The sequence below is a fragment of the Pseudomonas anguilliseptica genome (assembly GCF_021375795.1).
In the GTDB taxonomy this organism is placed as follows: domain Bacteria; phylum Pseudomonadota; class Gammaproteobacteria; order Pseudomonadales; family Pseudomonadaceae; genus Aquipseudomonas; species Aquipseudomonas anguilliseptica_A.
The window spans coordinates 239,857-265,522 of record NZ_JAEIOI010000001.1 but is presented as its reverse complement, the minus strand read 5'-3'; the positions used below and the strand labels follow the sequence as shown (position 1 = coordinate 265,522).

20 protein-coding genes are annotated in these 25,666 nt (G+C 62.7%); 12 read left to right on the top strand and 8 right to left on the bottom strand.

What is annotated here, in order from left to right; all coding sequences use genetic code 11:
* The first annotated feature begins 4 nt into the window (after window positions 1–4).
* From IOD17_RS01230 to IOD17_RS01205, 6 genes are read left to right on the top strand one after another with little or no spacing between them, the layout of a single operon-like run.
* On the top strand, window positions 5–1,663 hold the full coding sequence (locus IOD17_RS01230; protein WP_233683295.1) for an ATPase, T2SS/T4P/T4SS family: 1,659 nt from the start codon (window positions 5–7) through the stop codon (window positions 1,661–1,663).
* The gene (locus tag IOD17_RS01225) at window positions 1,660–2,517 is read left to right on the top strand and encodes a type II secretion system F family protein (protein WP_233683294.1); all 858 of its coding nucleotides are present in this window, start codon (window positions 1,660–1,662) and stop codon (window positions 2,515–2,517) included. Before IOD17_RS01230 ends, IOD17_RS01225 begins: the two co-directional genes overlap by 4 nt.
* Window positions 2,514–3,392 (top strand): type II secretion system F family protein, encoded by an 879-nt coding sequence (locus IOD17_RS01220; protein ID WP_233683293.1) that lies wholly within the window; start codon window positions 2,514–2,516, stop codon window positions 3,390–3,392. The genes IOD17_RS01225 and IOD17_RS01220 overlap by 4 nt, the downstream gene beginning before the upstream one ends.
* Window positions 3,389–3,733: a DUF192 domain-containing protein gene (locus IOD17_RS01215; RefSeq protein ID WP_233683292.1), complete on the top strand. Its 345-nt coding sequence runs from the start codon at window positions 3,389–3,391 to the stop codon at window positions 3,731–3,733. The genes IOD17_RS01220 and IOD17_RS01215 overlap by 4 nt, the downstream gene beginning before the upstream one ends.
* Window positions 3,721–4,170: a tetratricopeptide repeat protein gene (locus IOD17_RS01210; RefSeq protein ID WP_233683291.1), complete on the top strand. Its 450-nt coding sequence runs from the start codon at window positions 3,721–3,723 to the stop codon at window positions 4,168–4,170. Before IOD17_RS01215 ends, IOD17_RS01210 begins: the two co-directional genes overlap by 13 nt.
* 1 nt (window position 4,171) lies before the next feature.
* Window positions 4,172–4,891, top strand: coding sequence for a TadE/TadG family type IV pilus assembly protein (locus IOD17_RS01205; protein ID WP_233683290.1), 720 nt, complete (start codon window positions 4,172–4,174; stop codon window positions 4,889–4,891).
* A 1-nt stretch (window position 4,892) separates the two neighbouring features.
* On the opposite strand, the gene IOD17_RS01200 is transcribed toward IOD17_RS01205, so the two are convergent.
* From IOD17_RS01200 to hslO, 3 genes are all read right to left on the bottom strand, one after another.
* Complete coding sequence (locus IOD17_RS01200; protein ID WP_233683289.1) at window positions 4,893–6,833, bottom strand: RecQ family ATP-dependent DNA helicase; 1,941 nt, start codon at window positions 6,831–6,833, stop codon at window positions 4,893–4,895.
* 761 nt (window positions 6,834–7,594) lie between these two features.
* Window positions 7,595–9,136, bottom strand: coding sequence for a phosphoenolpyruvate carboxykinase (locus tag IOD17_RS01195; protein WP_233683288.1), 1,542 nt, complete (start codon window positions 9,134–9,136; stop codon window positions 7,595–7,597).
* Window positions 9,137–9,295: 159 nt separating this feature from the next.
* A complete protein-coding gene (gene hslO / locus IOD17_RS01190) occupies window positions 9,296–10,183 on the bottom strand; it encodes an Hsp33 family molecular chaperone HslO (protein ID WP_233683287.1) in 888 nt (295 codons plus the stop codon).
* A 216-nt stretch (window positions 10,184–10,399) separates the two neighbouring features.
* Between hslO and IOD17_RS01185 the strand changes: the two genes are divergently transcribed.
* Window positions 10,400–11,194: a phosphatase PAP2 family protein gene (locus IOD17_RS01185; protein ID WP_233683286.1), complete on the top strand. Its 795-nt coding sequence runs from the start codon at window positions 10,400–10,402 to the stop codon at window positions 11,192–11,194.
* On the opposite strand, the gene IOD17_RS01180 is transcribed toward IOD17_RS01185, so the two are convergent.
* Window positions 11,191–11,622: an RNA-binding S4 domain-containing protein gene (locus IOD17_RS01180; protein ID WP_233683285.1), complete on the bottom strand. Its 432-nt coding sequence runs from the start codon at window positions 11,620–11,622 to the stop codon at window positions 11,191–11,193. The two genes, IOD17_RS01185 and IOD17_RS01180, sit on opposite strands and share 4 nt — an antisense overlap.
* Window positions 11,623–11,753: 131 nt before the next feature.
* Here IOD17_RS01180 and IOD17_RS01175 point away from each other — a divergent pair, with 131 nt between their 5' ends.
* Window positions 11,754–12,188 (top strand): ATP-dependent zinc protease, encoded by a 435-nt coding sequence (locus tag IOD17_RS01175; protein ID WP_257777425.1) that lies wholly within the window; start codon window positions 11,754–11,756, stop codon window positions 12,186–12,188.
* Window positions 12,185–13,090 (top strand): 30S ribosomal protein S6--L-glutamate ligase, encoded by a 906-nt coding sequence (gene rimK, locus IOD17_RS01170; protein ID WP_233683284.1) that lies wholly within the window; start codon window positions 12,185–12,187, stop codon window positions 13,088–13,090. Before IOD17_RS01175 ends, rimK begins: the two co-directional genes overlap by 4 nt.
* Window positions 13,091–13,093: 3 nt before the next feature.
* Here rimK and IOD17_RS01165 read toward each other — a convergent pair whose 3' ends face one another.
* The 3 genes from IOD17_RS01165 to ompR all read right to left on the bottom strand — a co-directional run bounded on the left by IOD17_RS01165 (window position 13,094) and on the right by ompR (window position 19,097).
* A complete protein-coding gene (locus IOD17_RS01165) occupies window positions 13,094–16,879 on the bottom strand; it encodes an EAL domain-containing protein (RefSeq protein WP_233683283.1) in 3,786 nt (1,261 codons plus the stop codon).
* Window positions 16,880–16,945: 66 nt separating this feature from the next.
* Window positions 16,946–18,259 carry an ATP-binding protein gene (locus IOD17_RS01160; protein ID WP_233683282.1) on the bottom strand — a complete coding sequence of 438 codons (1,314 nt, stop codon included), beginning with the start codon at window positions 18,257–18,259 and terminating at the stop codon, window positions 16,946–16,948.
* Window positions 18,260–18,362: 103 nt separating this feature from the next.
* Entirely contained in the window at window positions 18,363–19,097 is a 735-nt protein-coding gene (ompR, locus tag IOD17_RS01155) for a two-component system response regulator OmpR (protein WP_233683281.1), read from the bottom strand.
* A gap of 225 nt (window positions 19,098–19,322) precedes the next feature.
* On the opposite strand from ompR, the gene IOD17_RS01150 reads away from it, so the two are divergent.
* The 3 genes from IOD17_RS01150 to rmf all read left to right on the top strand — a co-directional run bounded on the left by IOD17_RS01150 (window position 19,323) and on the right by rmf (window position 23,862).
* Window positions 19,323–21,650 (top strand): Tex family protein, encoded by a 2,328-nt coding sequence (locus IOD17_RS01150; protein ID WP_233683280.1) that lies wholly within the window; start codon window positions 19,323–19,325, stop codon window positions 21,648–21,650.
* A 221-nt stretch (window positions 21,651–21,871) separates the two neighbouring features.
* Window positions 21,872–23,452, top strand: coding sequence for a glutamate--cysteine ligase (gene gshA, locus IOD17_RS01145; protein ID WP_233683279.1), 1,581 nt, complete (start codon window positions 21,872–21,874; stop codon window positions 23,450–23,452).
* A 200-nt stretch (window positions 23,453–23,652) separates the two neighbouring features.
* Window positions 23,653–23,862, top strand: coding sequence for a ribosome modulation factor (gene rmf / locus IOD17_RS01140; protein ID WP_233683278.1), 210 nt, complete (start codon window positions 23,653–23,655; stop codon window positions 23,860–23,862).
* 65 nt (window positions 23,863–23,927) lie between these two features.
* Here the strand turns inward: rmf and IOD17_RS01135 are convergent, their stop codons facing one another.
* Complete coding sequence (locus tag IOD17_RS01135) at window positions 23,928–25,637, bottom strand: amidase (RefSeq protein ID WP_233683277.1); 1,710 nt, start codon at window positions 25,635–25,637, stop codon at window positions 23,928–23,930.
* Window positions 25,638–25,666 lie beyond the last annotated feature (29 nt).

The following is a 25,666-nucleotide window of genomic DNA, read 5'->3' as shown; positions in this document are numbered from 1 at the left end:
CAACATGTTCGAGATTGAAGTCACTTATCGCGACGGCAAACCGCTGGAAAAGCTCACCTGCACCAGCGCCTACTGTGAGCTGGGCAAGGCGCGCGGCGGGCTGATCCGCCTGCGCGGCTGGAAGATCGCACCGGTGCATGCTCGCATCGAACACTCCCTGGCCGGACTGTTTGTCGAAGACGTCAGCCGTGGCTACGAGGTGCTGGTCAACGAACGTCCGGTGTCGCGCCATGGCCCACTGACCCCCGAAGATGCAATTGCCATCGGCGGCTATCTGGTGCGTGTGCGCGCCCTGAACACTCAGCAGAACGACGAAGCCGACAGCCTGGCACCGCTGGTACCGGAGCTGGAAGACTTGGAGGCTCCGGCCGAGAAGCAAGGCCACGATCAGGCTTATATGGAGTGGGCGCAGTTCATTCAGGGCGAGCTGTTCCGTGCCCTCGACCTGCGCCGGATGAACCTCGACAGCATGGACCACGAGCAGGTACGCAGCACCCTGTCCGGGTTGATCGATGAAATCCTCCAGCAGGTCGGTGGTCGCCTACCAGCCCTGAATACCGAAACACTGCGCAAGATCGTACTGGATGAAGCCATCGGCCTTGGCCCGCTGGAGGACCTGATCGCCGACAAAACCGTCAGCGAAATCATGGTCAACGCGCACAACGACATCTACGTCGAGCGCGCCGGCCGGCTGGAGAAAACACCGATCAACTTCAGCTCCAACGCCGCAGTGCTCTCGACCATTGAGCGGATCATCTCGCCGCTGGGCCGGCGCATCGACGAAAGCTCACCGATGGTCGACGCGCGCCTCAAGGATGGCTCGCGGGTCAACGCCATCATCCCGCCACTGGCGTTGCGTGGGCCGTGCCTGACCATTCGTAAATTCTCGGAAAAAAAGCTGACCACCGACGATCTGATCGGCTTCGGCACCATCAACCCGCAAATGGTCGAGTTTCTGCGTACGGCGGTAGAGCAACGTCTGAATATCGTGGTGAGTGGTGGTACCGGCTCAGGCAAAACCACACTGCTGAACATCCTCTCCAACTTTATCCCGGTTGAAGAGCGCGTGGTAACGGTGGAAGACGCCGCCGAACTGAAGCTGGTGCAACCCCACGTGGTAGCGCTGGAAGCGCGCCCGGCGAACATGGAAGGCAAAGGCCATGTGACCATCCGCGACCTGGTGCGCAACTGCCTGCGGATGCGCCCCGACCGCATCGTGGTCGGCGAGTGCCGTGGTGGCGAAGCACTGGACATGCTGCAGGCGATGAACACCGGTCACGACGGCTCGCTGACCACCGGCCACGCCAACAGCCCACGCGACATGCTGCGCCGTCTGGAGGTGATGGTGCTGATGGCCGGTATGGACCTGCCGGTACAGGCGATCCGTGAGCAGATCGCTTCGGCGGTACAACTGATCGTGCAGCAAACCCGTTTCGGCGACGGTTCACGGCGCATCACCAGCATCAGTGAAATCACCGGCATGGAGCAGGCCACCATCCAGCTCAACGAAATCTTCCGCTTCCAGCAGAACGGTTTCGACGAGAACGGCCGGGTCAAAGGCCAGTTCCACGCCACGGGTCAGGTACCGGAGTTCTACGAGGCCCTGGCCAAACGCGGCATTCCGGTCAACCTGGACATCTTCCGCCCAAGGATGGACTCATGAGCGACCTGCTCCTGATCGGCTGTATCGCGGCCCTTGGCGCGGCGGTGGGGATTGCCGCCGTGCTGTTGGCCGACCGCGTTTCGGACTTTTTCGGTTTCTATCGCAAGCAGTTCTCGCGCAATGCCGAGATTGAGATGGCCGATATGTTCATCTTCGCTAACGGCCGCCAGCTGTTCATCCTCAACCTGATGCTGCTGGTGCTGATCCCGCTGTTCTTGCATGTGCTGTTCCAGATCCTCGTGCTGACCATCGCCGGCGCGATAGTGGCGGTATTCGTGCCACGGCTGATCCTTAAACAGATGACCAAGGCGCGCTTGCAGAAGTTCGAAGAGCAGTTGCCCGATGCCTTTATGCTGCTTTCCAGCAGCCTGCAATCGGGGGCCAGCCTGAATATGGCGCTGGAGAACGTGGTGCAGCAGTCGCCGGCTCCGCTGTCGCAGGAGTTCGGCCTGCTGATCAAGAACATCCGCCTCGGGGTCACCCTGGAAGATGCCCTGCTTAAGCTGGAGAAACGCATCCCGCTGCCCTCCTTCATCATGGCCAGCTCGGCGATCCGTATCAGCCGTGAGGTCGGTGGCAACCTGGTGGAAACCATCAATGGCATGGCGGCCATGCTGCGCCGCAAACGCATCATGGAAGGCAAGATCGACAGCCTGACCGCCCAGGGCCGCGCCCAGGGCACCTTTATGGCGCTGCTGCCGGTGTTTCTCGCCGGCATCCTCAGCGCCATTGAGCCGGAGGCCATGAGCCAGCTCTACACCACCCGCAACGGCCTGATGGTGCTGACCGTGATGGTGGTGATGGAAGTGCTCGGCTTTATGTCCATCAGACGCATTACCCGGATTGACGCATGACTGAACTACTCGCCCTACTCAGCAGCGCCGGCCTGGGGATTGCCGTCAGCTGCTCACTGCTGTTGTTTATCTGGCTGCTGACGCTGGTGCCCGAGGAAAACCGCGCCTATATGGATCCGGTACCCAGTTGGGTGCGCCCTATCTGGCCGCTGGTACGCCTGATCAGCCATTTCTTCTGCAGCAACGTGCCGCCCCAGCAGATGGACAAGCTCGACCTGAAGCTGCAGAAGACCGGTGCACTCTATGTGCTGACTGCCGAGGACTTTCTCGCCCTGTGCATCACCCTGGCGATCCTCTTCCCACTCGCCGCCGCGCTGCCCATGGCCACTGGCAAGAGCGGCATCATCTGGCCAGTGCTGCTGGTTATGCTGGTCATGGGTGCGGCGCTGCCGATGATGTGGATCAGCGACACACACAAGCGCCGCGACCGTGACATCATCCGCAACCTGCCGGTATTTCTCGAATACCTGACCATGTGCGTGGACGCCGGCCTGAACTTTCTTGGCGCCTTGCAGCAGGCCGTGGATAAAGGCCCGGATGGCGCGATGAAGAATGAGTTTCGCATCGTCCTGCGCGACATCCGTTCCGGTCTGCCGCGTGCCGAGGCCCTTACGCGCCTGGAACAACGCGTCAACCTCAAGGATGTCAGCACCTTCGTACGCTCGGTGATCCAGGCGGAAAAGATGGGCAGCAGCCTGCGCACCACCTTGAAGATCCAGGCTGAGCAGCGCCTCGAAGAACGCTTCCAACGGGCCGAGAAAACCGCCATGCAGGCACCGGTAAAACTGGTCATCCCGCTGATCATGTTTATCTTCCCGCTGACCTTCGTGATTCTGCTCTTCCCGATTGTGGTCAAGTTTATGGGCCAGACGTGAACAGCCAGCTTATCCACCAGGCTGGCGGAGTCACGCCGTTGCAGTTGGAGTCGGCGGCAACGCCCTGGACGCGCCTGCGCGGCCTGCTCGGGCGACGTAGCCTGCCGGCAACCCACGGTTTGTGGATCAGCCCTTGCAACTCGGTACACTGCTGTTTTATGCGCTTTGCCATCGACGTACTTTATCTAGACGCCGAACAGCGCATTATCGCGATACGCCATAACCTGCGCCCCTGGCGCTTCAGTGCCTGCTGGCGCGCCCGTAGCGTGGTTGAACTGAGCGCCGGCGAATGCCAACGCCTGCACATAGAACCCGGAGACAGTCTTAAATGCGCATCCTGAGCCTCGCCCTCGCCAGCCTGCTGTTGTCAGGCTGCGCCGGCCTGCCGCAATCCGATTTGCTGGCCCTGCAGAATGCCGCCAATCAGGACTACGCCAACGGCCGCTTCGTTGAGGCTGGCGAGCAATATCGCCGTCTGGCCAAGGCCATGCCGGCCGATGCCGGCGTGCGTTACCAGCTTGGTAACAGCCTAGCCCGCCAGGGCGATGTTCAGGGCGCGATCAACAGCTACCGCGAAGCACTGCTGCGCGACCGCCAGCACGCACGCGCCTGGCATAACCTGCTGCAGCTGCAACTGCGCGAAGCACTGTTCACCGCTACCGAGATGCAGAGCACCCTCAACCCGCAACAGCCCCAGGCCGACCGCGCCCTGGCACTGGGCAAGCGCCTGCTCGACGTGATGGAGCAACCCGGCCGCGACGCCGAGCAGGAGCCTTGAAATGAAACGGCGCGGGCAAGCTGCACAAGCAATGACCGAATTCCTGATCATCATCCCGGTGCTGATCCTGCTGATTTTCGGGGCCGTGCAGGCTGCCTTTATTTACTCGACCAAAACCGGCCTGAACTACGCCACCTTTCAGGCGGCGCGTATCGGTGCGATGAATAACGCCCAGTACGCCGACATGCGCCGTGGCCTGGTGCGTGGCATGTACCCGATGTTTTCCCAGATTCAGGATGAAGAGCAGCGTCTGGATCATACGGCCGAGGAAATCGACAACTTCCTGCTGATCACCCGTGTCAGTCCTGACAGCGCAGCGTTCGGGGCCTGGGCGATAGAACAGGATGACCCGCTCGGTGACGGCAACGCCTATGACGCGATCCCCAACGACAACCTGATGTACCGCCCGATGCAGCAGAACCCGGTATCGATCCAGGACGCCAACCTGCTGAAAATTCGCGTGCAGTACTGCATGAGGCTGATCGTTCCAATCGTCGACAGGCTACTCAGCTCGACCTCGCAATTTGTCGACCGCAAGAATACAGGCCGGGCTTCCGCCAGTTTCCAGGATGTGTCACGTCGTACCAGTACCAACTATGCGGACGTCTGCCGCAGCCGCGCCGGCTTTATCGTCACCTCCGAAGCCACGGTACGCATGCAGAGCGCAGCGGTGGACGACGAAGATCAATGCACCGGCGGCGGGCGGATGATCTGCCCTTGAATCAGCCGTTAGGCAACCCTGCCGACGTCCCTAGCCACTCGCGCACTGCCGCATAAGGGTAAGCCTCCAACGCGGCAAAGCCGCTGAACTGACGCGCTTTGAGCTTGGTAAACAGCGGCACGCTGATGCCGCAGAGGTAGCGCGTCAGGCATTCGCGGCTCGGCGCAACGTCCTTGAGCTCCTGATGTTTGCGCACGAAGCCGTCACAGAGCGCCTGCCTATCCAGCTCTGCCAACGGCGGCAACGCTGGCGGCTCGGGTAGCCGAGCCGCCTGCCCACAGCACACCGAACAATGCCCACACTGCTGCGGCGCGTTGGCGTCACCGAAATAGGCGGCCAAGCGTTGGCTCAGGCACTGCTCGCTGGCAAACAGCGCGAGCATGGCGTGAATCCGGCTGATCTCGCTGGCTTCCTGCTGGCTGAAATAGCGGTGCAGTTCAACGCTCAAGGCTGCCGGGTCAAAGCCTGGCTCAAGTAGCGCGTAAACCTCGGCCATCTGCTTGCTTTCCAGCTCGACCCAGCCCTTTTCCTGGAAATAATCCAGGGCTTTGATCACCCGGCCCCGCTCGGCCTGGTGCTGCTGATAGAGCTGGTCGAAATCCACCGTGCACCAGGTTCGCGCGCGTTGCGAGGTGCTGATCAATGCCTCGACAAACTGCCGCCGCTCACCCTCGAACTGCTCCAGCAGGGCTTCAGGTTCCACCAAGTATTTGAAGCGATATTCGGCGAAATAGGCGTAACGCGGGGCGATGATCCCGCGCAACTCCAATTGCACCAGCAGGGTCTTCAACGGCAGCTGACGAATATTGCTCTGCTCGGAGAGCTGGTTAAGCATCAGCTCCCATTCGCCGTTCTGGCTGCTATTCAGCAGTTCGTCGAGCACACAACGGATGCCGTCCAGCTCCGGCGTATCGCCGTACACGAAGTTTTCCAGCACGTTGAGGCTGTCGCGATTGGCCAGCACCAAGCAGTCGGAGGGCTGGCCATCGCGGCCGGCACGGCCGATTTCCTGGCTGTAATTCTCGATGGATTTCGGCAGGTCGAAGTGCAGCACATTGCGGATATCCGCCTTGTCGATGCCCATGCCGAAGGCGATAGTGGCAACGATGCAGTTGATCTGTCCGGCCATAAACTGCCGTTGAATCGCCTCCCGCGCATCAGAGGCCATGCCGGCGTGGTAGGCGCTGGCGGCAATTCCGCGCTGGCTCAGGTGCGCAGCCACTTGCTCGGCGGTTTTCTGCTGGGTCACGTAAACGATGCTCGGCTGCCCGGCCTTGGCGCCCAACCACTGCTCCAGACGGCGCTGCTTGTCGGCGCCGCTGACGGGCTCCACCAGCAGGTTGAGGTTGGCGCGATAGAAACCGGTAGTGACCACATCCTCGGCGGCGATGGCGAACTTCTGCTGCATATCGGCAATCACCGGCGGCGTGGCCGTGGCGGTGAGCAACAGCACCTGCGGGATGCCGAACTGGCGCTGGTAGTCCGGCAGCTTGAGGTAATCCGGGCGGAAGTTGTGCCCCCACTCGGAAATACAGTGCGCCTCGTCGATCACCAGCAGAGAGATCGGCACCTGGGCGATAAAGTTGCGAAAGCGCTCGTTTTTCAGCCGTTCGACCGAGATCATCAGAATCTTCAGCTCGCCGGATTTCGCCCGCGCCATTACCGCGCTGGCCTCCTCGCGGCTTTGCGCCGAATCGATACTCGCAGCGCTGATGCCACGGCTATGCAGAAACGCCAGCTGGTCCTGCATCAGCGCCAGCAAGGGCGAGACCACCAGGGTCAGGTGCGGCAGATGCAGCGCCGGCAGCTGGTAGCACAGGGACTTGCCCGACCCGGTGGGGAAAATCGCCGCCGCCGAACGGCCAGCGAGTACAGCCGTCACCACGCGCTCCTGACCGGGGCGCAATTGCTTGAAGCCAAATACACGTTCCAGGGTACTCATGGCTGTCACTCCATTGACCGCACTGGCGGCAAACAATGATTGATTCCTACAGGCCGCGCCGCTATTGCCAATCCAACTAACAGCATCGGCCACTCTGGCGTACATTCAAACCATGCAAGTGAAAGAGGAGATGAGTATGCAGGTATCTGGGTTCAGCGGCAGCTTGCCGGTTTTCCACTAGATCGCTCACCACCCAGGCCCGATGGCCGCGCCGCATAGACCCCGGAAGAACCGGAGTAGCTGACGCAGCAACAGGCCGATGCGCAGTCTGGCGGGACAACTCAGGTTCGCCGTGAGTGATGCCAAACCATAGACCTAACGCCGCCATACAACTCGAAAGCGCCAGTGCTCACCCGCGACATATCGACACCTATCTGGCAGTAGCCAGTCATGCTGAAGTCGACAGTTGCAGACAACGGCCCCGGAAATCGCCTGAGTTGCCAACCCCGTTAGCGCTGTGGCCCGAGACAACCACATAGCAACAGCCAGGCCGTGCAGAGCGGCCACCTGAGCAACAATGCAACGCGCAACACTCGCAAATGTGCCTGATCTGTTAGCAGATACGCACCCAAAGCCGCCTCCGGGCGGCTTTTCCGTTGCTTATCGCACATGCAGAGCACCGCAGGAGGGGCTTTAGCCGCAACAACGCCTTCATTGACGAGAACTCGCCGCTAAAGCGCCTCCCACAGGCTATCGCTGCAATTTCCCATGCATAAAAAAACCGCCGATCTCGGCGGTTTTTTCAGTACAGCGCTTACAACTTAGAGTTGCGGGCCGGCGTTGCGGATGGCGTCGGACACATCGAACTTCTTGAAGTTGTCGATGAACAGACCAGCCAGGCCTTTCGCCGCTTCGTCGTAGGCGTTCTTGTCTTCCCAGGTGTTGCGCGGGTTGAGCAGGTTGGTTTCAACGCCCGGTACCGACTTCGGCACGCTCAGGTTGATGATCGGCAGCAGCTCAGTTTCGGCACCGATCAGCGCGCCGCTCTGGATCGCTGCGATCACGCCACGGGTGGTCGGGATGTTGAAGCGCTTGCCCACGCCGTAGCCACCGCCGGTCCAGCCGGTGTTGACCAGATAGACTTTGGAGTTGAAACCACGGATACGCTTGATCAGCAGCTCAGCGTACTCGCCAGCCGGACGCGGGAAGAACGGTGCGCCGAAGCAGGTGGAGAAGGTCGACTTGATGCCGCCGCCGCTGCCCATTTCGGTAGAACCGACCAGCGCGGTGTAACCGGAGAGGAAGTGATAAGCCGCTTGCTCTTCGTTGAGGATCGACACCGGCGGCAGTACGCCAGTCAGGTCGCAGGTCAGGAAGATCACCGCGTTCGGCTCGCCGCCGAGGTTCTTCTCGCTGCGCTTCTCGACCAGCTCCAGCGGATAGGCCGCACGGCTGTTCTGGGTCAGGCTGTCGTCGGCGTAGTTCGGGACGCGGTTTTCGTCGAGGACGACGTTTTCCAGTACGGCGCCGAACTGGATGGCTTTCCAGATCACCGGCTCGTTCTTCTCGGACAGGTCGATGCACTTGGCATAGCAACCGCCTTCGATGTTGAACACCACGCCCACACCCCAGCCGTGCTCGTCGTCGCCGATCAGGTAGCGGCTTGGGTCAGCGGACAGGGTGGTCTTGCCGGTGCCGGACAGACCGAAGAACAGGGTCACGTCGCCCTCTTCACCGATGTTGGCGGCGCAGTGCATCGGCAGCACGTCGGCGTCCGGCAGCAGGAAGTTCTGCACGCTGAACATGGCTTTTTTCATTTCACCGGCGTAACGCATGCCGGCGATCAGGACTTTCTTGGCGGCGAAGTTGAGGATCACGCAGCCATCGGAGTTGGTGCCGTCACGCTCAGGTACGCACTCGAAGTTGGCAACGTTGAGGATCTGCCACTCGTCCTTGCCAGCCGGGTTGTACTGCTCCGGGTTGATGAACAGGCAACGGCCGAACAGGTTCTGCCAGGCGGTGGCGGTGGTCATCTTGACCGGCAGGTAGTGTGCGTCGGCAGAACCTACATGAACGTAGGAAACGAAGCTGTCCTGGGCATCGGAGAACGCCTGCACGCGGTCCCACAGGGCGTCGAACTTGTCAGCCGGGAACGGACGGTTGATTGCGCCCCAGGCGATTTTCGCCTCGGTGCTCGGCTCTTGCACGATGAAGCGGTCAGCCGGAGAACGACCCGTGCGATGGCCTGTACGTACGACCAGCGAGCCATTGGCGGCCAGCTCGCCTTCACCGCGACGAAGGGCTTCTTCGACCAGTTGGGCGGCGCTGATGTCGGTGTACACGGCGTTGTTGGCTTGCGTCATGTGGATCCCCGTCGGCCACGTGGCCGAGTCTTCCGAACGTTTTGTAGTAGAAAGTGGAGCACTACTACAGCGAAAAAGTGCGCGGATTATGCCAGAAAAATTTAGCTGCGGGTGCAGCCTCTGATCAGTTCTCCGCGCCTCGTTTTAGAGCTGCGCGCCCTAGTGGCGCGTGTCTGACGGCGCATCGGTACTACCGTCGATAAACAGTTGCAGCACATCGGCGGCATCGAACAGGTAGCGCTCGTTGCAGAACTGGCAGTCGATTTCCACGCTGCCGCCATGCTCCTGCACCAGCGCCTCGGCATCGGCCTGACCGAGGCTGATCAGCGCGCGGCTGGAGCGCTCACGCGAGCAGCTGCAACGAAATTGCAGAGCGCGCGGGTCGAACAGGCGCAGCGCTTCCTGGTGATACAGGCGGTGCAACAGAGTCTCGTTGTCCAGCCCGAGCAGTTCCTCGGCCTTCAGCGTGTCGGCCAGAGCCATGGCGTGCTGCCAGCTGGCTTCACGCTCATCAGCTTCCTTCAGACGGTCGGCCGGCAACTGCTGCAGCAGCAGGCCGCGCGCACGCTGGCCATCGGCGTTGAGCCAGAAGCGCGTAGGCAACTGCTCGGAGGTGGCGAAGTAATTGGTCAGGCAATCGGCCAGGGTGTCGCCTTCCAGATCAACGATGCCCTGGTAACGCTGCCCGGCTTTCGGGTCGACGGTCATGGCCAGTACACCATCGGGCATCAGCTCGCGCAGGTTGGCATCGGCGGCGATCTGCTCGGCATGGTAGCGGGCAATGCCACGCAACTCGCCGTCGCTGGAGCATTCGACCATCAGCAGCGGGACGGCACCGGAGGAGCGCGCCTGGAGGATCAGCAGGCCGTCGAATTTCAGGGTGCCGATCAGCAGCGAGGCGGCCGCCAGCAGTTCACCGAGCAACTGGGCGACCGGCTGCGGGTAGTCATGTTTGGCCAGTACGTGGCCGTAACTGTCGGTCAGGCCGACCAGCTCGCCGCGAATATCGCTGTCATCGAACAAGAAGCGTTGGGAAAAATCAGACATGCCAATTTCACTGAATGTGTTTCGGCCCGCGATTTTAGGCGCAAACGCCCAACCGACCAAGCGCCTCTTATCTATCAGCCCTGCGGGCAGAAGCTATCGATACCAACCCGGGTCACAGTTGTCGACAAAAGGCCGCGCGAATCTTTGCAATTCAAGGACTGAATCCCTAGCATGCCCGCCGCCTTAATCCCTTACAGATGACAAGGATGCCACTGCATGAGCCCTTCCTTTATTAACGACCAATGGCGCCTGCGCCCGCTGCTTGCCTGCCATGTCGTCGCCCTGCTGCTGCTCGCCAGCTGGCTGTGGGCACCGAGCCGCATGCTGTGGGACCAGTTCGATCTGCAACTGTTTGCCCTGCTCAACGAGCCCGTGCACGGCGCCGGCCTGTGGGCACAGGTTTGGGCCATCGGCAGCATGCGCCCGGTCGACATGGGGGTTGGCGTGCTGATGCTGGCGGTGATGCTCAAGGCCAACCTGGTGTTTAGCGCCGCTCAGGTACGTAAAGCGCTCTACGCCTTTCTCGCCGCGCTGTTCGTGATGCTGCTGTTTCGCGTCGGCTTTGCCGAACTGGTCAAGCTGATGGGCTGGCAGCGTCCGAGCGCATCCTTGGTGGTGGAAGGCGCCGCGCGGCTGACTGAGCTGTTCCCAACCTGGGAAGAACGCTGGGACATGAAGGACAGCGCTACCCGCAGCTTCCCCGGCGATCACGCCTCGGTGCTGTTGATCTGGGCGATGTTTATGAGCTTCTTTGCGCGCAACTGGCGTTTGTTGCTGGTCTGGACGATGGCCGTGATCTTTATGCTGCCGCGCCTGGTAGCCGGCGCACACTGGGGCTCGGATGCGCTGGTCGGCGGCGTGTTCCTGGCAATACTGGCCCTGGCCTGGGGCTGCTTTACGCCGTTTGCCTACAAAGCCAGCGAGTGGCTGGAGTATGTCACCCAGCCACTGCTGCAAAGCCTGGCCAAGCTGCCCCTGCTGGGCCGCCTGAGTGTGATCAGCGGGCGCTAGTCCTCTTCGTCAGCCCAGGGATGGCGCAGGCCGCCATCCTGTCGCTCGTTGAAATCGTGAATCTGCCGGCGCTGCTTCTTGCTTGGCCGACCCTCGGTCTGCAGCCCCAATGCTCCGGCCTTGCGCTGGGCGGCGGCCTGCTCGCGGCGCACGATGCTCTCGGCGGTTTCGGCATACAACGCCTGTGCTTCTGGCGCGCCACGCCGCACCACGGACAACGCCTGCACCACCACACTGCGTTCCTCAAAGCCGGTGCGGATTACATAGACGTCACCCACCTTGGGCTCCTTGCCCGGTTTGCAGCGCTCGCCGCGGTGATGCACCTTGCCGCCTTCGATGGCGGCCTTGGCCAGGGCGCGAGTTTTATAGAAGCGCGCGGCCCACAGCCATTTGTCCAGGCGCACCTTGTCGTCTTGTTTCTCGCTCATCCAGCCCTCGCTGATCACACTGTGCAGGCGGACATTTTGCCTGATGCAGTTGTCACACGTGCCAACTAGAATGCCCGCAAATAGCCTGGAACTGCCCTTTGAAGACTTTTGACCAACTTGGCGTCATCGGCCTGCGCGAATGGATCAACCTGCCGGAACTGGGCATGGTCGGCCTGCGCGCCAAGATCGATACCGGGGCCAGCACATCCAGCCTGCACGCCAGCGATATCCAGCCGTTCGACCGCGATGGCCAGCCCTGGGTACGCTTCACCGCGCACCTCGGCACCCTGGTACAACGCCGGCATCGCTGCGAGGCGCAACTGGTATCGGTAAAGACCATCAAAAGTTCCAACGGCCAGAGTCAGTCGCGCTACGTCATCCGCACCACCCTGACCCTGGGTGAGCGCGAATGGCCGGTGGAGTTCACCCTGACCTGCCGCAAGACCATGCGCTACCGCGTGCTGCTCGGCTCCAAGGCGCTGATTGCCGGACAACTGCTGGTCAACCCGGCCCTGAGCTACGTACAGAACAAACCCACCCTTGCTGACCCTTCTGGTGCCCAATGAAGATCGCCGTGCTGTCGCGCAACCCGCGCCTGTATTCCACCCGCCGCCTGGTTGAAGCCGGGCAGTTGCGCGGCCATGAGATGGTGGTGATCGATACCCTGCGCGCCTACATGAACATCGCCAGCCACAAGCCGCAGATCCATTACCGCGGTAAACCGCTGGAAGGCTTCGATGCGGTGATTCCGCGCATCGGTGCCTCAGTGACCTTCTACGGCTGCGCCGTACTGCGTCAGTTCGAAATGATGGGCGTGTTTCCACTCAACGAATCGGTGGCCATCGCCCGCTCGCGGGACAAGCTGCGCTCGCTGCAACTGCTGTCGCGCCGCGGCGTCGGCCTGCCAGTCACCGGTTTTGCCCACTCGCCGGATGACATTGCCGACCTGATCCAGATGGTCAACGGCGCACCGCTGGTGATCAAGGTGCTGGAAGGCACCCAGGGCATCGGCGTGGTGCTGTGCGAAACCGCCACTGCCGCCGAGTCGGTGATCGAAGCCTTTATGGGCCTCAAGCAGGACATCATGGTGCAGGAATACATCAAGGAAGCCGGCGGCGCGGACATCCGCTGCTTCGTGGTCGGCGACAAGGTGATTGCAGCGATGAAGCGTCAGGCCAGGCCCGGCGAATTTCGCTCCAACCTGCACCGTGGTGGCAGCGCCAGCCTGATCAAGATCACCCCGGAAGAACGCATGACCGCCATCCGCGCGGCCAAGGTCATGGGGCTGAGCGTGGCCGGGGTGGATATCCTGCGCTCCAATCACGGCCCGCTGGTGATGGAAGTGAACTCATCGCCGGGCCTGGAAGGCATTGAAACCACCACCGGCAAGGACGTTGCCGGGATGATCATCCAGTACATCGAGAAGAACGGCGGCCCCCACCTGACGCGCACCAAGGGTAAGGGCTGAGCCTCAAAAAAGTGGTGGTGGCGCCTGATGCTGCTGCAACCAGGCCTGGAAATCCGCTTCCTTCAACGGCCGACTGAAGTGATAGCCCTGCCCCAGCGAGCAGCCATGCTGGCGCAGGCAATCGAGTTGCCACTGGCTTTCGATACCTTCGGCCACGCATTCCAGACCCAGATTGCGAGCGATCACCAGAATGGTCTGCACCAGCATCAGGCCGCTGCCGTCTTCACCGTCCATGTCCCAGGTAAAGCTGCGATCGATCTTCAACCGATCCAGCGGCAGACGCTTTAGATAGGTCAGTGAGGAGTAGCCGGTGCCGAAGTCGTCGATGGCGAAACGCACGCCGAGCGCCTTGAGCGCCTGCATATTGCTGATGCACTGCTCAACATCTTCCAGCAGCACGCCCTCGGTAATCTCCAACTCCAGCGCCGTGGCCGGAACCTGATGACGCTGCAGGCACTCGCGGACCCGCGTCACGCAGCTGCGCTGGCGCAATTCGCGTGGGCTGAGATTGACCGCCAGAACCAGCTGCGGCCACTGCGGTAGCCAGCGCGCAAGCGTTGCACAGGCCTGCTCCAGCACCCAGCCACCCAGTTCCTCGATCAGCCCGGTTTCTTCGGCCAACGGGATAAAGTCCGCCGGCATGATCTCGCCACGCTCCGGGTGCACCCAACGCAGCAACACCTCGGCGCCGGCCACTCGCTCGGTACTCAGGGCCAACTGCGGCTGGAACACCAGGTACAACTGGTTGCGCTGTACGGCCTGGCGCAACTCGCTTTGTAGTTGCAGGCGCTGGTCGATAGCCGCCTGCATCTCCGGGGCGAAGAAATGCAGCGCATTGCGTCCGCCCTGTTTGGCCCGGTACATCGCAGTGTCTGCCTGCTTCAGCACATCCGAGGCCCGCTGGCTGCCAAACGGATGCAGGGCGATGCCGATACTGGCGCTAATGGACAGCTCATGGCCGTCGATCCAGCAGGTGCCAACCAGGCTTTTCAGCAGTTTCTCTGCCGTGATCGCGGCGGACTCAGCGGCCAGTTGCGGGTTGCTGTCGAGCCCTTCGAGCAGTACCACAAATTCGTCACCGCCCATCCGCGCCAGGGTGTCTTCGGCGCGCAGGCCGCTGGCCAGCCGTGCCGTGACTTCGCGCAGCAGGCCATCACCAACCTGGTGCCCCAGGCTGTCGTTGACTGTCTTGAAGTGATCCAGGTCGATAAACAGTAAAGCGCCCAGGGTATTCTCGCGCAGCTCACGGTCCATGGCATGCTGCAGGCGGTCGAGCAGCAGGCGCCGGTTGGGCAGCCCGGTAAGTTCGTCACTGAAGGCCAGCCGCTCGATCTCACGCTGATAGCGCTGCCGCTCGGAAATATCGGTGACGCTGCCGCGAATCAGCACCGGTTCGCCCGGCATGCGCACCAGACGGACCTCACAGGGAATCTGCCGACCAGCGCTGTCCCGGTGCAGCCATTCGAAGACCGGCGCCTCACCCGCCATCGCGCGCTGCAGGTAAAGCCGGCCCAGATCGGCCGTCAGTTGGCCATCGGCCTGCTTGCTTGGGCTCAGGTCAAACACGCGCTTGCTGGCAATTTCCTCACGGCTATAGCGCAGCAGCCGCAGGGCATTGTCGTTGCACTCGACCAACGTGCCGTGCAGGTCAAACAGCATGATTGCTTCCGGCGCGTTCTCGACGATGGTGCGGTAGCGCGCTTCGGCCTGCAGGCGCTCGCTGATGTCTTCCACCAGCAACAGGAACATGCGCACCCGCCCGGTGCTGTGGCGCACGGCGCGCAGGCTGACGCGGGTATGCACCAGGCTGCCGTCGGCGCGGCGAAAACGCTTCTCCAGTTCGAAGCCTTCACGCTCACCGCTGAGCACCTGATCCAGCAGCGGCTGTTCGACCAGCAGATCTTCGTCCAGCGACAGGCTCTCCCAACTGCTGGCCAACAGTTGCTCGCGACTGCAATCGAGGATGCTGCAGAATTTGTGGTTGACCTCTTCCCAGGCAAAAGTCGGACTGGTCAGGGCCATGCCAATCAGTGGTGCCTCAAAGAACAGCCGCAGCCGCTCGTCGCGCTCGCGTAGCTGCTGCTCGGCATACTTGCGCGCACTGACATCCTGCAGCGCGCCATACACCCGCACCAGTTCACTGCCATCGCGCTCGCTGATACCCCGGATGCGCAACCAGCGCGTCTTGCCCTTGGCGGTAAGCAGGCGCACCTCGAAATCGAACTGCTCCTGACCCGACACCAGTTGCTGCAGGGTCTGCTCGGCCAGCACACGGCCGCCGGCATCCAGGTAACTCAGTGCTTCGTTGAGGTCGGGCGTACCGTTTTTCGGGTCCAGCTCGTAGATCCGGAAGCAGCCGGCGCTCCAGTCCATGGTCTGCTGCGGCATGTTCAGCACCCAACCACCGAGGTTGGCAATGTGCTCGGTCTGGCTGAACAAGTAACTCTGCTTGAGCAACTCATCGCTCTGCAGGCGCACCTGACTGGCCAACTGTTCGCGGGCGGTCACATCGCTTTGCAGTGCGACAAAGTGGCTGATGCCCTGCTCGTCGCGCATCGGCGCCAGAGTCAGTTCGTTCCAGAACTGTTGACCATCCTTGCGGTAACTGCGCAACACCACATCACAGGCCACGCCCTCGCGCACTGCCTGCTGCAAACGGCTGAACGCCTGTTGCTGCTGGTCATCGCGGAGCAGAAAATTCCAGTTATTGCCCAGGGTTTCCGCACGGCTGTAGCCGGTGATCTGCTCAAAGGCCGGGTTGCAGTAGATCAGCGGCAAGGAGGGCTGACGCGCATCGGCGATGATCACCCCCAGCGGGCTGGCTTCCAGTGCCAGATTGGCCAGTGCCAGTTGTTGCTGCATCTGCGCACTGCGCGCCAGGGCCTGGCGCAAGTCACTGAGGCTGCGTCCCACCAGCAAGGTGGCGATCATGAACAGCAGCACGCTGAAGTGCAGCTCCAGGCGCTGCGGGTCGAGCCATGCCTCGGTATCGCCCAGGCCGCGCAACAGCGGCAGGATCAACACCATCAACACACTCAATATGGCCCCGCACACGCCGCCGGCAAAGCCCCAGACCAACGCCAGGCCCAGCATCATCACACCCAGCAGCGGCAGGTTTAGGGTCAGCGGCAGCACACCAAGCAGCCAGGGCATGCCCAGCAACAGCATCAGCAATAGCGGCCAGGGCGGTAATTGCCGCAACACTGGCGGTAATTGCTCGCTGCCGACAAGCGCCTGGCCACGCAACCAACCATGCCCCCGCAGCCAAGGCGTGAGGTACACCAGCAGCGGAATGGCCAATGCCAGCGCGGTCAGGCTATCAGCCAGCCACAGCGTCATGCTGCCGGACGGCAGCATCGAAAGCGGAATATGCCCGGTCAGCCAGAGGTTGCCCTGCACGCCAATCGCCATGGGGACGGCCGGCAGCAACACGCCCAGCAGCATCAGGCGCAGCAGGTGGCCAAGATCAGGCAGGGCCGGGTCGAACGGACGCAACCGTAACAGCAGCCAGGCCAGGGTTACCCCGAGGGTTTCCGGGATGGCATAGAGCGGCGCCAAGCGCCAGTCCAGGCCCCAAAGCGGCATACAAAGCAGCGCATTGAGGTACACCGCCAGCAACACCCGCGGCCCCCACCAGAGCACCAACACCAGGGCCAGAGCAAATGGCAGGTACCAGAGCGCCGCCCCGTCAGTGAATTGGGTCGCCAGGGAAAACCAGGTGGCAATATGGAGCAGTGGCAGCGGCAGCAACCAAGTCCATGCAGAAAGGCGGGCTGGAACGGTAGGCATGCTGACCTCATGTCATGGCGCTGATAGAGCATAGTTCAGCGCAACGATGACAGTATGCCAGCGCCCCTAGACGGCGTCGCGCGGCAACAGCAGGCCCAGTGGCAGGCATACCCGGGCTTCCAGGCCGCCGCCGGAGCGGTTGCGCAACTCGACACTGCCGCCATGCAGCGCAGCGATGCGCTTGACGATGGCCAGGCCCAGGCCAGCGCCCTGCCCGCCGCGAGCACGGTCACCGCGAATAAACGGGTTGAAGATGCTGCCCAGCTCGGCCGGATCAATACCCGTACCGCGATCCAGCACGCTGAGCACCACGTACGGCGCGCTGTGGTCACCCGACAGGGAAACCGCCACCTCGACGGCATTGCAGCCGTAGCGCAGGGCGTTTTCGATCAGGTTGACCAGCAGGCGCTTGAGCGACACCCGGCGCAGGGGGAAGGCCGGCACGGGCTCCAGGCACAGGCGCACCATTTCCTGCTTCTGGTTGTAGGGCGCCACCACCTCGCGGATCAGCTCCAGCAGGTCGAGCTGCTCCAGCGGCTCGTCACGGCCATCGCGGATAAAGGCGAGGAACTGGTCGAGAATGGCATCCATGTCCTCGATATCGCGGACCATATCCTCGGTCAGCTCCGAATCGGTATTGAGGAACTCCATGGACAGGCGCAGGCGGGTCAGCGGCGTACGCAGGTCATGCGACACCCCAGCCAGCATCAGCTCACGCTCACGGGCAGCCTGCTCAACATCCTCGGCCATCTGGTTGAAGGCGCGGTACACCTCGGTCATTTCGCTCGGCGTATCGCCGACCGGCAGCCGCACGCTGCGGCCCTTGCCGAGTTGCCGCGCAGCGAACACCAGGCGTTTCAGCGGCGCATTGAGCTGACGCACGAAAATCCACGCCGCCGCCGTCGACAACAGGCCGATGGCAAGGAACCAGCCGAGCACGCTCCAGATCCGCTGACCACGCAGCGGGTGCGGGTACAGCGGCACCCTGAGCCAGTCGCTGCCCAGGCTCGGCGCATGCACCCAGAGCGCCGGCGGGCTCTTGGCGCGCACCCGCACCTCAGTGTCCGGGCCCAGCTCGGTGCGCATCTGCCGCTCGAAAATCTCGCTGTAAGGCCAGTGCTGCTCGGTGGCCGGTACCTGCTCATGTGGCACACGGGTCAGCCCGGCGGCCTCGGCGATGGTGGCGCGGTCTTCCGGGTCCGCCGCCCAGTAAGCACGCAGGGTCAGCGCCGCGCCGTGGCTGTATTGCCGATCCACCAGCACGTCCTCGTTCATCATCAGATAAACCAGGGTCAGCGCCTTGGAGAACAGCACCACGATCAGCACCAGCCACAGCGTGCGGGCGAAAAAACTTTGCGGGAACCAGAGAGGGGTTTTCATCACAACTCGATGTAGGTTGGGTTGAGGCGCGCAGCGACGAAGCCCAACGCAGGGTTCGCGAACAGACCGTTGGGCTTCGCTGCGCTCAGCGCCAACCTACGAATCACTTATTGCCGTCCGGCACAAACACATAGCCCACGCCCCAGACCGTCTGGATATAGCGCGGTTTCGACGGATCCGGCTCAATCAGCCGACGCAGACGGGAAATCTGCACGTCGATGGAGCGCTCCAGGGCGTCCCACTCGCGGCCACGGGCCAGGTTCATCAGCTTGTCGCGGGTCAGCGGCTCACGGGCGTGCTGCACCAGCGCCTTGAGCACGGCGAACTCGCCGGTGGTGAGCATGTGCACTTCCTCACCTTTCTTCAGCTCGCGGGTCGCCAGAGACAATTCATAGTCGCCGAAACTCACGCTTTCATCTTCGCTACCCGGCGCGCCCGGCACGACCGGCGCCTGACGGCGCAGCACGGCCTTGATCCGCGCCAGCAGCTCGCGCGGGTTGAACGGCTTGGCCAGGTAATCGTCTGCGCCCAGTTCCAGGCCCTGAATACGGCTGGCTTCGTCACCCTTGGCGGTGAGCATGATGATCGGCACCTGATTGTTCGCCTCGCGCAGGCGGCGGCAGGCGGACAGGCCGTCCTCACCCGGCAGCATCAGGTCGAGCACCACCAGGTTGAACAGCTCGCGAGCCAGCAGGCGATCCATCTGCTCGACGTTTTCCACCGCACGCACGCGGTAGCCCTGCTCGTCGAAAAAGCGTTCGAGCAGGCGACGCAGGCGCGCGTCGTCATCGACGATAAGGATTTTCTCGCCTTCAACGGGAAGTGCAGTGCTGCTCATTCAGGGCTCCTTGTCCAGGCATCCGCCGGGCGCGGACGCGCTGGCAGTGTGCAATAGCCGGCATTATGGCTCAGGAGCCATGGCCGACGGGTAAGCCATTGTTAGCAGATTTTTCCCGGACGGGTTCCCGGTGCATTGCCGGGCAGTGTTTATAATGCGCGGCTTTCGTGCCTGGCCCGTACTCTGCGTGGCCGGTTTTTCGTTTCCGTGTGGGTAGCTTTTCCTATGCTCAGCATCAACAACCGCATCGCCGAAGAACTGGGCGTACGCCCGCAACAGGTCGCCGCCGCCGTGGCGCTGCTCGACGAAGGCTCTACCGTGCCGTTTATCGCGCGCTACCGCAAAGAGGTCACCGGCAGCCTCGACGACACCCAGCTGCGCACCCTGGAAGAGCGCCTGCGCTACCTGCGCGAACTGGACGAGCGCCGCGCCAGCATCCTCGCCAGCATCGAGGAACAGGGCAAACTGACCCCCGAGCTGAGCCGCGAAATCAACCTGGCCGACACCAAGACGCGCCTGGAAGACCTCTACCTGCCGTTCAAGCAGAAGCGCCGCACCAAGGGCCAGATTGCCCTGGAAGCCGGCCTCGGCGAACTGGCCGACGCACTGTTTAACGACCCGACACTGACGCCGGAAAGCGAAGCCGAGCGTTTTATCGATGCCGACAAGGGCTTTGCCGACGTCAAGGCCGTGCTCGAGGGCGCCAAGTACATCCTCATGGAGCGCTTCGCCGAGGACGCCAACCTGCTGGCCAGCCTGCGCAGCTTCCTCAAAGACAACGCCACCCTCAGCGCCCGCGTCGTCGCCGGCAAAGAGAACGAAGGGGCCAAGTTCCGCGATTACTTCGAGCACGACGAGAAGCTCAAGGGCGCCCCGTCGCACCGCGCATTGGCGATTTTCCGTGGCCGTAATGAGGGCATTCTCAGCGCCAGCCTGAAAGTAGGCGACGAGCTGCCGGGCACGATGCACCCGTGCGAAAGCATGATCGGCGAGCGCTTCGGCATTAGCGCCCGTGGCCGCGCCGCCGATAAATGGCTGGGTGAAGTGGTGCGCTGGACCTGGAAGGTCAAACTCTACACCCACCTGGAAACCGACCTGTTCGGCGAACTGCGCGAAACAGCAGAAGACGAAGCAATTAACGTGTTTGCGCGCAACCTGCACGACCTGCTGCTGGCCGCCCCGGCCGGCCCACGCGCCACCCTGGCACTCGACCCGGGCTTGCGCACCGGCTGCAAGGTGGCCGTGGTCGATGCCACCGGCAAGGTGCTGGAAACCGCCACCGTCTACCCACACGCGCCGCGCAACGACTGGGACGGCACCCTGGCGATCCTCGCCAAACTCTGTGCCAAACACAGTGTCGACCTGATCTCCATCGGCAACGGCACCGCCAGCCGCGAGACCGATAAACTGGCTGCCGACCTGATCAAGAAGCTGCCGGGCCTGAACCTGACCAAGGTCATGGTCAGTGAAGCCGGTGCCTCGGTGTACTCGGCTTCCGAGCTGGCCGCCAAGGAATTCCCCGATATGGACGTGTCGCTGCGCGGCGCGGTGTCCATCGCCCGCCGCCTGCAAGACCCGTTGGCTGAACTGGTGAAGATCGACCCGAAATCCATCGGTGTCGGCCAGTACCAGCACGACGTGTCGCAGCTCAAGCTGGCGCGTTCGCTGGATGCGGTGGTGGAAGACTGCGTAAACGCCGTCGGCGTCGACGTGAACACCGCTTCCGCCGCGCTGCTGGCGCGCATCTCCGGGCTGAACGCGACCCTGGCGCAGAATATCGTCGCTTTCCGCGACGCCAATGGTGCGTTCAACAGCCGCGCCGACCTGCTCAAGGTGCCGCGCCTGGGCGACAAGACCTTCGAACAGGCCGCCGGCTTCCTGCGTGTGATGAACGGCAGCAACCCGCTGGACGCCTCCGCCGTGCACCCGGAAACCTACCCGCTGGTGCAACGTATTGCTGCCGACACCGGCCGCGATATCCGTTCGCTGATCGGTGACTCGGCCTTCCTCAAGCGCCTCGACCCGAAGCAGTTCACCGACGAGAAATTCGGTCTGGTGACCATTGGCGATATCCTGAGCGAGCTGGAAAAACCCGGCCGCGACCCGCGCCCGGAATTCAAGACGGCCGAGTTCCAGGAAGGCGTGGAAACCCTCAGCGACCTCAAACTGGGGATGATGCTCGAAGGCGTGGTGACCAACGTGACCAACTTCGGCGCCTTCGTCGATATCGGCGTGCACCAGGACGGCCTGGTGCATATCTCGGCGCTGTCGGAGAAGTTCATCAAGGACCCACACGAAGCGGTCAAAGCCGGCGACGTGGTCAAGGTCAAGGTGATGGAAGTCGACATCCCACGCAACCGCATTGCCCTGTCGATGCGCATGGGCGACACCCCCGGCGAGAAAATCGAAGGCCCGCGTGGCGGCCAATCCCGTGGCGGCAAACCCGCCGGTAATGCGCCGCGCAGCGAACGCCATTCCAGCCAGGACAAGCCCGCACCGGCCAGCGGCGGCATGGCGGCGCTGTTTGCCAATGCCAAACAACTGAAGAAATAAGCCAACGCCCACGGACATAAGCCCTATGTCCGTGGGCAACGTGCCCGCCCTGCCGCGTCGCCCTGACGCAAAAGCACAGCGCCCAGCTATAACCTTCTTCACCCGCGCCGGGTTATAAAGCGCTATCAACCGCGCCCGATTGAAGCCGGTTTTCTCGCCCCCTTGTAGAGCACGGCAGTCGTCCCCATATTGAGGCGACCGATGCGTGAAGGAATGCAATCTTGAGCGACCTGTTAACCCGCCGCCTGGCCCAGCTTGGCGAGCGCGCCAACCTCTCCCTGCTTTCCCAATGCCTTCACGGTATCGAACGCGAATGCCTGCGCGTGGACGGCAACGGCCAACTGGCCCTGACCCCGCACCCGGCCGCACTCGGCTCGGCGCTGACCCACGCGCAGATCACCACCGACTACTCCGAATCGCTGCTGGAATTTATCACCCCGGCCGAGGCTGACCCGGCCGCAACCCTGGCCGACCTGGAGCGGATCCACCGCTTCGCCTACAGCAAGCTGGACGGCGAATACCTGTGGAGCCCATCGATGCCCTGCGCCCTGCCGGACGAAGAGACGATCCCGATCGCCCGTTACGGCAGCTCGCATATCGGTGAACTCAAGTACGTCTACCGCAAGGGCCTGGCCCTGCGTTACGGCAAGACCATGCAGTGCATCGCCGGCATCCACTACAACTTCTCCCTGCCAGAAGCCCTGTGGCAACTGCAGCAGCAGGCCGAAGGCGATACCCGCAGCGCACGCGATTACCAGTCGGCGCGCTATATCGCGCTGATCCGCAACTTCCGCCGCTACAGCTGGCTGCTGATGTACCTGTTCGGTGCCTCGCCGGCGCTGCACAAGGGCTTTATGCGCGGCCGCCCGCATCAGTTGCAGGAACTGGACGCAGAAACCCTCTACCTGCCCTACGCCACCAGCCTGCGCATGAGTGATCTGGGCTATCAGAGCAGCGCCCAGTCCGGCCTGACACCCTGCTACAACGACCTGACCAGCTACACCGACAGCCTGCGCCAGGCGGTTGGCACGCCCTACCCGCCCTATGTGGACATTGGCGCGAAGAAGGATGGCGAGTGGCTGCAACTGAACACCAACATCCTGCAGATCGAGAACGAGTACTACTCGAACATCCGCCCAAAACGTGTGACCTACAGCGGCGAACGGCCGATTCAGGCACTGATGGCCCGTGGCGTGCAGTACGTTGAAGTGCGCTGCCTGGACATCAACCCATTCCTGCCGCTGGGCATCGACCTTACCGAATCGCGCTTCCTCGACGCCTTCCTGCTGTTCTGCGCACTGGCCGACAGCCCGCTGCTGGAAAGCGGCGAATGCCATGCCTGCACCGACAACTTCCTGGCCGTGGTCAAGGAAGGTCGCCGGCCGGGCCTGCAACTGCAACGCAATGGCCAGCCGGTGGTGCTGCAAGCCTGGGCCAGCGAGCTGCTGGAACAGATCCTGCCGCTGGCTGAGCTGCTCGACCAAAGCCAGGGCGGTGAAGCCCATCGCCAGGCCTTGCAGGCGCAACAGGCCAAGGTCGCCGACCCCAGCCTGACACCTTCGGCCCAGGTGCTGGCACAGCTGCAGCAAGGCCTGAGCTTTACCGAGTTCGCCCTGCGCCAGAGCAAGCAGCACGCCGAATACTTCCGCAGCCAACCACTGAGCGCCGAGCAGCAAGCAGCCTTCGAGGCCAGCGCCGCCCAGTCGCTACAGGAGCAGGCAGAGCTGGAAGCACACGAGGAAGGTGATTTCGACAGTTTTGCCGCAGCCTATCAGGCCAGCATTCTGGCCCTGGCCGTGTAGCGGCGGCCTGCTTGCGTAGGGTGCGCCTTAGCCTTAGATGGGCAAATATCGGTGCGCACAGTGCACCCTGCGGGCAAGCTGGCGTTTCGCCAACTGCATCACATAACCCGCCAGTGGTGGCAAAAGCGGGATCAGCGGCGCAGCCCTGGCCAGGCGATGCAGCTAGCATTGCAGGGGTAAATCTACTGCGAGCTGCCGCTATGGCCTGCGCCGACTTCACCAAGGAAGATGACCAGCACTGGAGCCTGGAAAGCCTCAACAAGGCTTACCAGCAGGGCTACATGGCCGGCCTGACTGGGCAAACCAATATCCCCCGCACCCTGGCCGCCGACGTACTGATCGCCGCCTGGGAAGCCGGCTGGGACGATGGCCACGAGCAGTTCGAACTGCACAAGCGCCACAGCGCCTGAACCTTATCCAGAACTGAGCACAAACTAACGGGATTGACGCGGTGTGCGCCAATCCCGTTGCTGTTTTAGCCGCGCGACAACGGCGGCGTACGCGGCGGCACCAGGCGTTTCGAACCGGTGGATTCGAATGCAGCGGCAAAGCGCAGCAATGCCGAATCATCGTAGGCGCGACCGGCAAAGGTCAGCCCCACCGGCATGCCGATATCCGCCATCACCCCCATGGGCACCGTGACCGTGGGCACACCGAGGTGACGAATGGCCAGGTTGCCGTTGGCCACCCACACCCCGTTGCTCCAGGCGATGTCAGCCGAAAGCGGATTGATATCGGCATCCGCCGGGCCAACGTCAGCCACTGTGGGGAACAGCACGGCGTCGAGGCCGAGGCTGTCCATCCAGTCTTCCAGATCGATCTTGCGGGTGTGCTCCAGACCGCGCAGGCCGTCGGCCAGGGTCTCGATCTGATCCCAGTTTTTCAGGCCGCGCTTGGCCATATTGACGTATTCGTCCATGCCGGCGGCCAGGTCGCCCTCACGGTTAGGCAGAGTGCCGGGGTCGTGAGGGAAAATCTGCGGGCCGTCGACATCCGCCAGCCTGTTCAGCTTGGGATCACCGTTGGCGCGCAGAAAGTCGTCAAAGGCCCAGCCGCTCAGCTCCCACAGCTCGTCATGCAGGAACTCCGGGGTGACGATGCCACGGCTGTACACGGTCGGCGCGCCGGGGCGGTCGCCTTCGCAGTTGGACACCAGCGGGAAGTCGACTTCGATCACTTCGGCGCCAGCAGCTTCCAGCGCCTTGCGCGCGTCTTCCCACAGGTCGATCACCGACGCACGGGTGTGGATGCGTTGGCCGGTCGGCCCGCCAATGCCTGGGTTTTCGCTGGTGCCGGCGGCGTCATCCTTGTTGATAAACATACGCGGCACGCCAAAACGTTTGCCGGCCAGGGCATCGGCCTTGGCGGCCAGATCGGCATAGGCCGCTGGACGCACGTCGGAGGCTTTCGGGATCGGCACCCAAGGCTGCAGACGCCAGAGATCGCCACGGGTATCCGGGTCGTCGGCGACCACGATGTCGAGCACTTCAAGCAGATCATTCATGGTCCGCGCGTAAGGCACCACCACGTCCATGGTTGGCGTCAGCGGCCAGTTGCCGCGCACCGAAATCACCCCGCGCGACGGCGTGTAGGCGCACAAACCATTATTCGACGCAGGACCCCGACCGCTGGACCAGGTTTCTTCGGCCAGACCAAACGCCGCAAAGCTGGCGGCAGTGGCGGTGCCGGCACCGTTGGATGAGCCAGAAGCGAACGGTGCGGTGAGGTAGTCGGCGTTGTACGGACTTTCCGCGCGGCCATAAACACCACGCTGCATGCCACCGTTAGCCATGGGCGGCATATTGGTTTTACCCAGGCAAATGGCCCCGGCGGCGCGCAGCCGCTCGACGGTAAAGGCATCGCGATAAGCAACCAGATCCTTGAACGCCGGGCTACCGGACGCGGCAGTGAGGCCCTTGACCAGGTAACTGTCCTTGGCGGTGTAGGGGATGCCGTCCAGCGGCCCGAGTGACTCGCCACGGGCGCGACGGGCATCGGCGGCCTGGGCCTCCTTGAGCGCATCGGGATTACGCACCACCACGGCGTTGAGGTGAGTCGGCGTGTCGGCTGCGTCATAAGCGTCGATGCGTGCGTAATACGCCTGCACCAGCTCAACCGCCGTGGTCTGGCCGGCTTCGAGCGCAGCACGCAACTCGGCAATGGAAACCTCGGTTACCTCGATCATATTGTCACCACTGACTGGCACGGGATTAG

Bases quoted from the DNA above. Each gene is read 5' to 3' on its own strand.
- IOD17_RS01230 (WP_233683295.1), top strand. From the start codon at position 5: ATGTTCGAGATTGAAGTCACTTATCGCGACGGCAAACCGCTGGAAAAG.
- IOD17_RS01225 (WP_233683294.1), top strand. From the start codon at position 1,660: ATGAGCGACCTGCTCCTGATCGGCTGTATCGCGGCCCTTGGCGCGGCG.
- IOD17_RS01220 (WP_233683293.1), top strand. From the start codon at position 2,514: ATGACTGAACTACTCGCCCTACTCAGCAGCGCCGGCCTGGGGATTGCC.
- IOD17_RS01210 (WP_233683291.1), top strand. From the start codon at position 3,721: ATGCGCATCCTGAGCCTCGCCCTCGCCAGCCTGCTGTTGTCAGGCTGC.
- IOD17_RS01205 (WP_233683290.1), top strand. From the start codon at position 4,172: ATGAAACGGCGCGGGCAAGCTGCACAAGCAATGACCGAATTCCTGATC.
- IOD17_RS01200 (WP_233683289.1), bottom strand. From the start codon at position 6,833: ATGAGTACCCTGGAACGTGTATTTGGCTTCAAGCAATTGCGCCCCGGT.
- IOD17_RS01195 (WP_233683288.1), bottom strand. From the start codon at position 9,136: ATGACGCAAGCCAACAACGCCGTGTACACCGACATCAGCGCCGCCCAA.
- hslO (WP_233683287.1), bottom strand. From the start codon at position 10,183: ATGTCTGATTTTTCCCAACGCTTCTTGTTCGATGACAGCGATATTCGC.
- IOD17_RS01185 (WP_233683286.1), top strand. From the start codon at position 10,400: ATGAGCCCTTCCTTTATTAACGACCAATGGCGCCTGCGCCCGCTGCTT.
- IOD17_RS01180 (WP_233683285.1), bottom strand. From the start codon at position 11,622: ATGAGCGAGAAACAAGACGACAAGGTGCGCCTGGACAAATGGCTGTGG.
- rimK (WP_233683284.1), top strand. From the start codon at position 12,185: ATGAAGATCGCCGTGCTGTCGCGCAACCCGCGCCTGTATTCCACCCGC.
- IOD17_RS01165 (WP_233683283.1), bottom strand. From the start codon at position 16,879: ATGCCTACCGTTCCAGCCCGCCTTTCTGCATGGACTTGGTTGCTGCCG.
- IOD17_RS01160 (WP_233683282.1), bottom strand. From the start codon at position 18,259: ATGAAAACCCCTCTCTGGTTCCCGCAAAGTTTTTTCGCCCGCACGCTG.
- ompR (WP_233683281.1), bottom strand. From the start codon at position 19,097: ATGAGCAGCACTGCACTTCCCGTTGAAGGCGAGAAAATCCTTATCGTC.
- IOD17_RS01150 (WP_233683280.1), top strand. From the start codon at position 19,323: ATGCTCAGCATCAACAACCGCATCGCCGAAGAACTGGGCGTACGCCCG.
- rmf (WP_233683278.1), top strand. From the start codon at position 23,653: ATGGCCTGCGCCGACTTCACCAAGGAAGATGACCAGCACTGGAGCCTG.
- IOD17_RS01135 (WP_233683277.1), bottom strand. From the start codon at position 25,637: ATGATCGAGGTAACCGAGGTTTCCATTGCCGAGTTGCGTGCTGCGCTC.